Genomic DNA, 6876 nt, shown 5'->3' on the forward strand with positions numbered 1-6876 from the left:
GTCAGGACAGGACGACGCGGCCTGCCTGGAGCGCTGCGACGTAGCTGCGGGCCTGTTCGATGCTCAGACCCGCGTCCCTGCGGGCCTGAGCCACCGCTTCTCGGCTCCGGCCGTCGGCGACCAGGCGAAGGACCTGCGGAGAGGGCGGCGTGCAGACGGTCTGCCGGGGCCCGAAGCCGCTCTCGCCGAGGAAGGTCGGTTCGAGGGAGAGGTCTTCGTAGAAGCGCCAGTAGACCTTGAGGTCGAAGTGCGGCTCGGGCACGCGGCGTTGCAGCCACCGGACACACTGCTCCGGCCCCTCGAATTCGTCGGGGTGCAGTTCCTGGCGGCAGGACAGAGCCCAGCCGGGACGGGGCTCACTCGGCTCGCGCCGCTCCAGCGCGGCGAAGAGTGCGCCGCCGATCCGCCAGGCCGGGCCGCGCCGCCCCAGTGCGGGGAGCTTCACTTCCTCCCAGGTGCCGGCCGCGCCGGGTGCGTACTCCGTGAGTTCGCCGTGCTCGTCCACGAACTCCTGGGGGAACTCCGTCACGATCGTGTGCTCGGGCGGCTCAGGGCCCAGCCCCAAGTGCCAGCGGAGCTCGTCCACTTCGGCTTGCGAGAGGTCGTCGGGCAGGTCTGCGTTGATGATCAACTCGTACGCGTCGGCCATGCCGCACATCCTCACACGGCCGCACGGCTGTTCGTACGGCGTGCGCTACCGTCGCTCACATGGACCTGGCACCCGCCCCCGACGCGGTAGTCGTACGCACTGGCCGCCGCAACGCGCGCAAGGGCGGCATCGCCTCCGCCGTGCTCACCGTGTTCGGCGTCGGCGGCATGCTGCTGGCCGTCAGGCGCGGTGGTGTGGAGGCGTACGGGGCAGGGGTCACCATTCTGCTGCTCTTCGGGGGCTTCGGTGTGCTCACCTTCCTCGCCGTGTGGAAGGGCCGCAACGCCACGGTCAGCGTGGACGGGGCCGGGGTGTGGGTCTTCGATGGGAAGGGGCGGAACGTGATCCCTTGGCACACCCTCGCCGGGGTCGGTCTCTGGGTGAGCCCGATGGGACGCGGCGGGGTGATCCGCTCCCTGGAGCTGTGCCCGGAGGGGGCCATCGACCGGGACGATCCCGTGCTGTGGCGGCTGGTCCGTGACGAGGAGCCGCTGCGCCCGGGGCTCCCCCGGCTGCGCTACCGCCTGCCCCTCACCTTCGGCAGCCACCACGAAGTAGTGGCTGCCGTCCACCGGTTCGCTCCCCAGCTCTGGTCCGGCGAGTCCGAACGGGCGCCGGGCCACATCGGCAGACCTGACATCAAGGGCCACCGTCGCCGCACCGGCGCCGGGCGTGGGACGCGAGGCGATCGGCGAGCGCGGTGACGAGGTCGCGCAGTTCATCGGGGCGCTCGATGACGAACGGCCGGTCGAGTGAGGCGAGTACCGGAGGCAACCAGTCGAGCCGCTCAGCGCGCAGCTCGACGCGCAGCCAGCGCTCGGTCGCCCGGTCCTGGCCTGCCTCGGGCGCGTGCTCCTCCAGGCTCGCGACGCTGGCGGGAAGGTGAGCGCGGATCTGCCCGGTCGTCCCGTGGATCCGCAAGGTCACCTCGTACCGGTACTCGGCCGTGGCGAACGCTGACAACACGCGTTGTGCCGGACCGGGACCCTCGGGCGCTTCGAACGAGCCGGGCAGGGTCCGCGCGTCCGCGATGCGGTCGAGCCGGAAGGTCCGGTCCTCGCCGATCCGGGCGTCCTGGCCCGTGACGTACCACCGGCCCGCATGGGCGACGATCCCGTAGGCGTGCAGCGTGCGTTCGCTGCGCCGTCCGTCGCGGTCGGTGTAGCGGATCGAGACCGGTCGGCGGTGGCGCACCGCATCGGCGAGGGTGAGCAGGACCCCGGCGTCCGGGGTGTCGAAATCACCGGGCTGATCCGTGAAGGCGAGAGCTTCCAGGAGTGTGTCGAGCCGACGGGCGAGGTGCTTGGGCAGCACCCGCCGGATCTTCGCCGTTGCCGTCTCGCTTGCCGTGTGCTCCGTCGTCGTCAGCCCTGATCGGCGGCCGGCGACCAGGCCGAGCAGCACGGCCAGCGCCTCGTCGTCGCTCAGCATGAGCGGCGGCAGACGGTACCCGGGGGCGAGCCGGTATCCGCCGTAGCGGCCGCGCACCGACTCCACGGGCACGTCCAGGTCGATCAGCTGGTCCACATACCGCCGCACGGTGCGCCCTTCGACGCCGAGCCGGTCGGCGAGTTCGGCCACTGTCCGGGTGCCGCCCGACTGCAGCAGCTCCAGGAGTGTCAGCACGCGGGCAGCGGGTCGAGGCATGTTCGCAGCCTAATGCGAATACGGGACCGATTCTGTCCTCTATTTCTCCTAGCCTGCGACGTGCACGACTCCAGCACAGCCAAGGAGATTCCCATGAACTTCGTCTCGATCCGCATCATCACCAGCGACGTAGCGCGCCTCGTCGAGTTCTACGAGCGAGCCACAGGGGTGCAGGCCACGTGGGCGACCGAGGACTTCGCCGAACTCAGGACCGCGAGCGCCACCCTCGCGATCGCCAGCACCCGCACCGTCCCGCTGTTCGCCCCGGACTCCGCCCGCCCGGCGGACAACCACAGCGTGATCACCGAGTTCCTCGTCGACGACGTGGACCGCGTTCACCAGAACCTGACCGGCTTCGTCACCGACTTCGTCAACGGGCCCACCACGATGCCCTGGGGCAACCGGTCGCTGCTGTTCCGCGACCCCGACGGCAACCTCGTCAACTTCTTCACCCCGGTCACCCCGGCGGCCATCGAGAAGTTCGCACGCTGACGCCACGCTGACGCCCACGCTGACGCCACGCACAGCCGCTCACGCGGGAGCCATGAGGTCCCAGGGCGGGCTCCCCCGGCTTCCGTGGACGTCAGCCCCAGAATGTGCCGAGGTGCCTGGCAAGGCTCCGGCCTTGGTCGTAGCCGGCGCGAGCGGCGGGCGGGCGCGTCGACAGATCCATCATGTTCGTGCCGAACGCGTTGAGTGAGGCGCGGTCCGGGAAGATCGTCTCGACCCTGCTGCCGCCCGCGCGGAGTTCGTCGATCTGCGCCGCGAGTTGCATGCCCCACTCCAGCGGATGCCGTGTCCTGCCACCGAACGGCGAGAGCACCAGCACCCGTTCGTGTCCGGCTGCCAGATCGGCGTTCTCGTTGCGTCGGTAGCCGCCGTCGATGTACCGGCTGTCGCCGATGCGGTAGGGCGGGACGCCGAAGCCGTTGGAAGTGCTGGCGGCGACCGCGTCCACCAGGTCGACACCGCTGTGGCGGTCGAACACGACAGGCTCACCGGTATGGGCATCGACCGCCGTGATGAGGATCGTCTGTTCCGGCCAGTGCTGGCTGGGCAGCCGGGCGGCGACCGTGGTGCGCCACCGCGTCGGCCCGGAGCCGTCCGACGCCGCATCCATTTCGAGCGCCGCCGCGCCCATTCTGCGGCGCATGTCGGCCGCGTCCTCGGCGGCGGCGATGATGCGGCTCGTCATCTCCATATGGTTCGCCGCGGGCCCGATGGAAGCGCGGCCACCGCCGGGTCCTGCCGCCGGACCAGTCCGCTGCTGGGGTGCAGCGGAAAGGATGTCGGCAAGCAGGTCGGGCGGGGCCGCGCTGGTGATCTGGGCCGCGGCCGTCGATCCAGCCGATGTCCCGATGATGACATCGGCCTCGGTCACATCCACTCCGGCGTCGAACAGACCGGCGATGACGCCGATCTCCCACGCATTGCCGGCCGATCCGCCGCCATGGAGGACCAGCGCCCGCTCCCCCGTTGCGCGCAACCGCCGGGTCGCGTCGACCTGTGGCTGCTTCTGGGGCGGAGTCGAAGAAGGGGTTGTGTTCATGGGAGTCGCCTTTCGCGCGTTGCCTGGCGGCGCTCCCGGCGGCGACTACTCCGGCCGCGCGATCGTGGACTGCAGGGGAGCACCCATTGCGGATACTGCGTTCACGGGGCTCACCTCCTGCTGACGGGTCACGACCACGGGGAACCTAGCCCCTCGGCGACCGGCGTGCAAACGGATTACGCGACGGCGGTGCCCTCCAGCTCGACCAGCAGGGTCGGGATCGCCAGCCGGGTCACTCCCAGCATCGTGCTGGCGGGGGTGGCCCCCGCGGTGCCCAGCCGCGAGGCCAGTACGCCGTAGTGCTGGAGGAGCAGGTCGACGTCGGTGGCGTAGACGTTGAGCCGGACGAGGCTGGTGAGGGACATGCCGGCCTCGCCGAGGACGGCCTCCAGGTTGTCGAGGCTCAGGGACAGCTGCGCTGCCATGTCATCGGGATGCTGGGGCTCGCCGTCGCCGTTCATCGCGGTCTGTCCGGCGCAGTACAGGGTCCGGGTGTGCCCGGAGACGAGCTCGCCCTGGTTGTATCCCAACTCCACGGACCAGTTCCACGGGTTGACCGCCGTTCGCTCCACAGTCACATCAGCTCCAATCGATTCGTCGGCTTCTTCAAGCGCAGGGGAAGCCTCGCAACGAATGCATGACGCCCTGTGTCGTGTATTCGCTAATGTTCTCGCATGCGCGCTGACCGACTGGTCTCGCTTGTGCTGCTGCTGCGCCGGCGCGGGCGGCTGTCCGCGACCACGCTGGCCCGCGAGTTGGAGGTCTCCACCCGCACCGTGCTGCGGGACATCGAGGCGCTGTCCGCGGCCGGTGTTCCGGTCTACGCCGAGCGCGGGCGCAACGGCGGCTTCGCGCTGCTGCCCGGCTTCCGGACCGAGCTGACCGGGCTGAACCACGACGAGGCCCTCGCCCTGCTGATCGCCGGATCACGGCGCGGCGCGCAGGCGTTCGGCCTCGGCTCGGCGCTCGCTTCGGCCATGCTCAAGGTGGTCGACGCGCTGCCCGAAAGCCACCGGGACACCGCGGCCGGCGCGGCACAGCGGTTGCTCATCGACCCGGAGTCCGACCTTCTCTCCCGCCGCGTGGCCACTGAGGAGGAGGTGCCCGAGGCCGTGGTGGCCGAGGTCCGGCGTGCGGTGTTGGCCGGTCACAAGCTGCGCATCCGGTACGCGGCCGTGGGCCGGTCCCCGAACTGGCGCACGGTGGACCCGATCGGCCTGGTCACCGTACGGGAGCAGGGCTATTTGCTGGCCATGCGGTCTGGCGAGGACCGCACCTACCGGCTGTCGCGGGTGCTGGCCGCCGAGGAACTCGACGAGCCCGCGCAGCGGCCGGAGGGGGTCGATCTGGACCGGGCCTGGCAGGAACGCAGCACGCGGTTCCGGACCGGCGGCGACCAAGTCACCGTGCTGGTACGGGTGGACCCGGCGCGGCGGGAGTATCTGCTGGGCACCGCGCTGGCCGTACGCGCCGAAGAGGCCGACGCAGACGGCCGGATACGGCTGGAGGCGACCTTCCAGGATGCGCGGCACGCCGAATGGGCGCTGTGGCAGCTCGGCACGGACGCGGAAGCCCTGGCCCCGCAGTGGCTGCGCGCCTCCCTGCGCGACCGCGCCGCGGCGATCGCCGGCTGTTACGGAGCGTCCTGCTGAGAGTCGTCGTCCGCCCGCGCCGGTGCGGACCGCAGAGCTACGGCCGTCAGCGCGGCGGCGAGCAGCACCAACGCCAGGAGGGCCGGGACCAGTTGGACCACCGCACCCGCGGCCAGGCAGGCAACGCCGACGGCCAGAAGGGCGAATGGCCGGCGGGCGGGAACGGTGCGCAGCAGGATGGCGGCGGCGCCGAGGAGGAAGAGGCCGGCGCCTCCGGTGAGCGCCCAGGCGGCGAGGCCGTGCACGGGTTCGGTCAGTGGATAGTGGTCGTTGTCGGCGACTTGGTGGAGGGCCTTTTTGATGCCGAGCGCGGTCAGTACGACGCCCGCGACGAGGGGCAGATGCAAGAACGTGTAGACGTCGCGCGCGAAGCGGGTGCGCGCGTCACCGTCCAAGCCGGTGATGCGGTGCTCGGCCTCCGGCATGACGTGCCGGAAGTAGACCCGCCACAGCGCGGCGGCGGCCAGCAGCCCGGCGGTGGCGGCTCCCAGCACGGGCAGGGTGACGGCGAAGTCGCCCACGCCCACGCCGATCGCGACGATGGACTCGCCCAGGGCGATGATGACGATGAGGCCGTGCCGTTCGGCGAAGTGCCCCGGGGAGACGACGCGCCAGCCGCTGCCGCCGGTGAGGTAGATCCCGGCGTAGTCGACAAGTACCGCACACAGCCACACCAGCACCTGCACGGCGCCGCTGAGGAAGCTGCCCGCGAGCAGCAGGACGAAGGGCGGGCCCACGGACAGCAGCGCGGTTCTGCGCAGCGTGCGGTGCAGGGCGCGGTCGTCGGGGTGGGCCACCCGGTAGGCAGCCAGATGCAGCAGCCGGACGGCTCCGTAGCACAGCACGAACGTCAGCGGCGCGGGCAGTCCGCCGTCGGCATGCGTGAACACTCCGGGAACGACCAGCGAGACGATCTGCACCACGGCCATGACCGTCACCAGGACGGCGAACAGCGCCCCGGTGTCCGCCCGTACGACGTTCCCCAGCCACGCGAAGCAGCACCAGCACCACCACAGCAGCGCCAGCACGACGAGCGCCCCCAGCACCCGCCCCACGCTGACGTGGGCCGCCATCAGGGCCGTGACCTGGGTGATCGCGTAGACGAAGACGAGGTCGAAGAACAGCTCGGCGGGCGTGACCCGATGGCCGTCCCGCGTCGCGACCATTCCGGAGCGCTCGCTACTCGTGGACACGTTCCTCTTCTCCCCCGTCGCCGCGTCACCGCGTTCGAAGATTCGTTCGCTGGAATATACCGGTACGGGGGTCTGCGTCAGCCCAGCAGCGGGCCCGTGGTCAGCGGGAGGGCGGCGCCGCCCGCGAGGCCCAGCAGGAGGGAGGCGGTGCCGGCGGTGTAGGCGGTGCCGGTGGTCAGCGGGCCC

At 71.0% G+C, this 6876-nt stretch carries 8 protein-coding genes; 3 read left to right on the forward strand and 5 right to left on the reverse strand.

Annotated features, from left to right (window positions below; all coding sequences use genetic code 11):
• Position 1 precedes the first annotated feature (1 nt).
• Positions 2–649 (reverse strand): hypothetical protein, encoded by a 648-nt coding sequence (locus tag ITI46_RS16190; protein ID WP_209240263.1) that lies wholly within the window; start codon positions 647–649, stop codon positions 2–4.
• Positions 650–708: 59 nt separating this feature from the next.
• On the opposite strand from ITI46_RS16190, the gene ITI46_RS16195 reads away from it, so the two are divergent.
• Positions 709–1353 (forward strand): hypothetical protein, encoded by a 645-nt coding sequence (locus tag ITI46_RS16195; RefSeq protein ID WP_209240264.1) that lies wholly within the window; start codon positions 709–711, stop codon positions 1351–1353.
• On the opposite strand, the gene ITI46_RS16200 is transcribed toward ITI46_RS16195, so the two are convergent.
• Positions 1289–2296 carry a helix-turn-helix transcriptional regulator gene (locus ITI46_RS16200; protein ID WP_209240265.1) on the reverse strand — a complete coding sequence of 336 codons (1008 nt, stop codon included), beginning with the start codon at positions 2294–2296 and terminating at the stop codon, positions 1289–1291. The two genes, ITI46_RS16195 and ITI46_RS16200, sit on opposite strands and share 65 nt — an antisense overlap.
• Before the next feature lie 93 nt (positions 2297–2389).
• Between ITI46_RS16200 and ITI46_RS16205 the strand changes: the two genes are divergently transcribed.
• A complete protein-coding gene (locus ITI46_RS16205; RefSeq protein ID WP_209240266.1) occupies positions 2390–2788 on the forward strand; it encodes a VOC family protein in 399 nt (132 codons plus the stop codon).
• A 91-nt stretch (positions 2789–2879) separates the two neighbouring features.
• Here the strand turns inward: ITI46_RS16205 and ITI46_RS16210 are convergent, their stop codons facing one another.
• Together ITI46_RS16210 and ITI46_RS16215 are read right to left on the reverse strand one after the other, a co-directional pair.
• The gene (locus tag ITI46_RS16210; RefSeq protein WP_209240267.1) at positions 2880–3845 is read right to left on the reverse strand and encodes a patatin-like phospholipase family protein; all 966 of its coding nucleotides are present in this window, start codon (positions 3843–3845) and stop codon (positions 2880–2882) included.
• Between the two features lie 176 nt (positions 3846–4021).
• Positions 4022–4417: a RidA family protein gene (locus ITI46_RS16215; RefSeq protein WP_209240271.1), complete on the reverse strand. Its 396-nt coding sequence runs from the start codon at positions 4415–4417 to the stop codon at positions 4022–4024.
• 102 nt (positions 4418–4519) lie between these two features.
• On the opposite strand from ITI46_RS16215, the gene ITI46_RS16220 reads away from it, so the two are divergent.
• Positions 4520–5497, forward strand: coding sequence for a helix-turn-helix transcriptional regulator (locus tag ITI46_RS16220; RefSeq protein WP_209240268.1), 978 nt, complete (start codon positions 4520–4522; stop codon positions 5495–5497).
• Here the strand turns inward: ITI46_RS16220 and ITI46_RS16225 are convergent.
• The gene (locus ITI46_RS16225; RefSeq protein ID WP_209240269.1) at positions 5479–6690 is read right to left on the reverse strand and encodes a low temperature requirement protein A; all 1212 of its coding nucleotides are present in this window, start codon (positions 6688–6690) and stop codon (positions 5479–5481) included. The two genes, ITI46_RS16220 and ITI46_RS16225, sit on opposite strands and share 19 nt — an antisense overlap.
• Positions 6691–6876 lie beyond the last annotated feature (186 nt).

Source organism: Streptomyces oryzae (genome assembly GCF_017676365.1).
In the GTDB taxonomy this organism is placed as follows: Bacteria; Actinomycetota; Actinomycetes; order Streptomycetales; family Streptomycetaceae; genus Streptomyces; species Streptomyces oryzae.

Coding starts and splice junctions, on each gene's coding strand:
- ITI46_RS16190 (WP_209240263.1), bottom strand. CDS start 649: ATGGCCGACGCGTACGAGTTGATCATCAACGCAGACCTGCCCGACGAC.
- ITI46_RS16195 (WP_209240264.1), top strand. CDS start 709: ATGGACCTGGCACCCGCCCCCGACGCGGTAGTCGTACGCACTGGCCGC.
- ITI46_RS16200 (WP_209240265.1), bottom strand. CDS start 2,296: ATGCCTCGACCCGCTGCCCGCGTGCTGACACTCCTGGAGCTGCTGCAG.
- ITI46_RS16205 (WP_209240266.1), top strand. CDS start 2,390: ATGAACTTCGTCTCGATCCGCATCATCACCAGCGACGTAGCGCGCCTC.
- ITI46_RS16210 (WP_209240267.1), bottom strand. CDS start 3,845: ATGAACACAACCCCTTCTTCGACTCCGCCCCAGAAGCAGCCACAGGTC.
- ITI46_RS16220 (WP_209240268.1), top strand. CDS start 4,520: ATGCGCGCTGACCGACTGGTCTCGCTTGTGCTGCTGCTGCGCCGGCGC.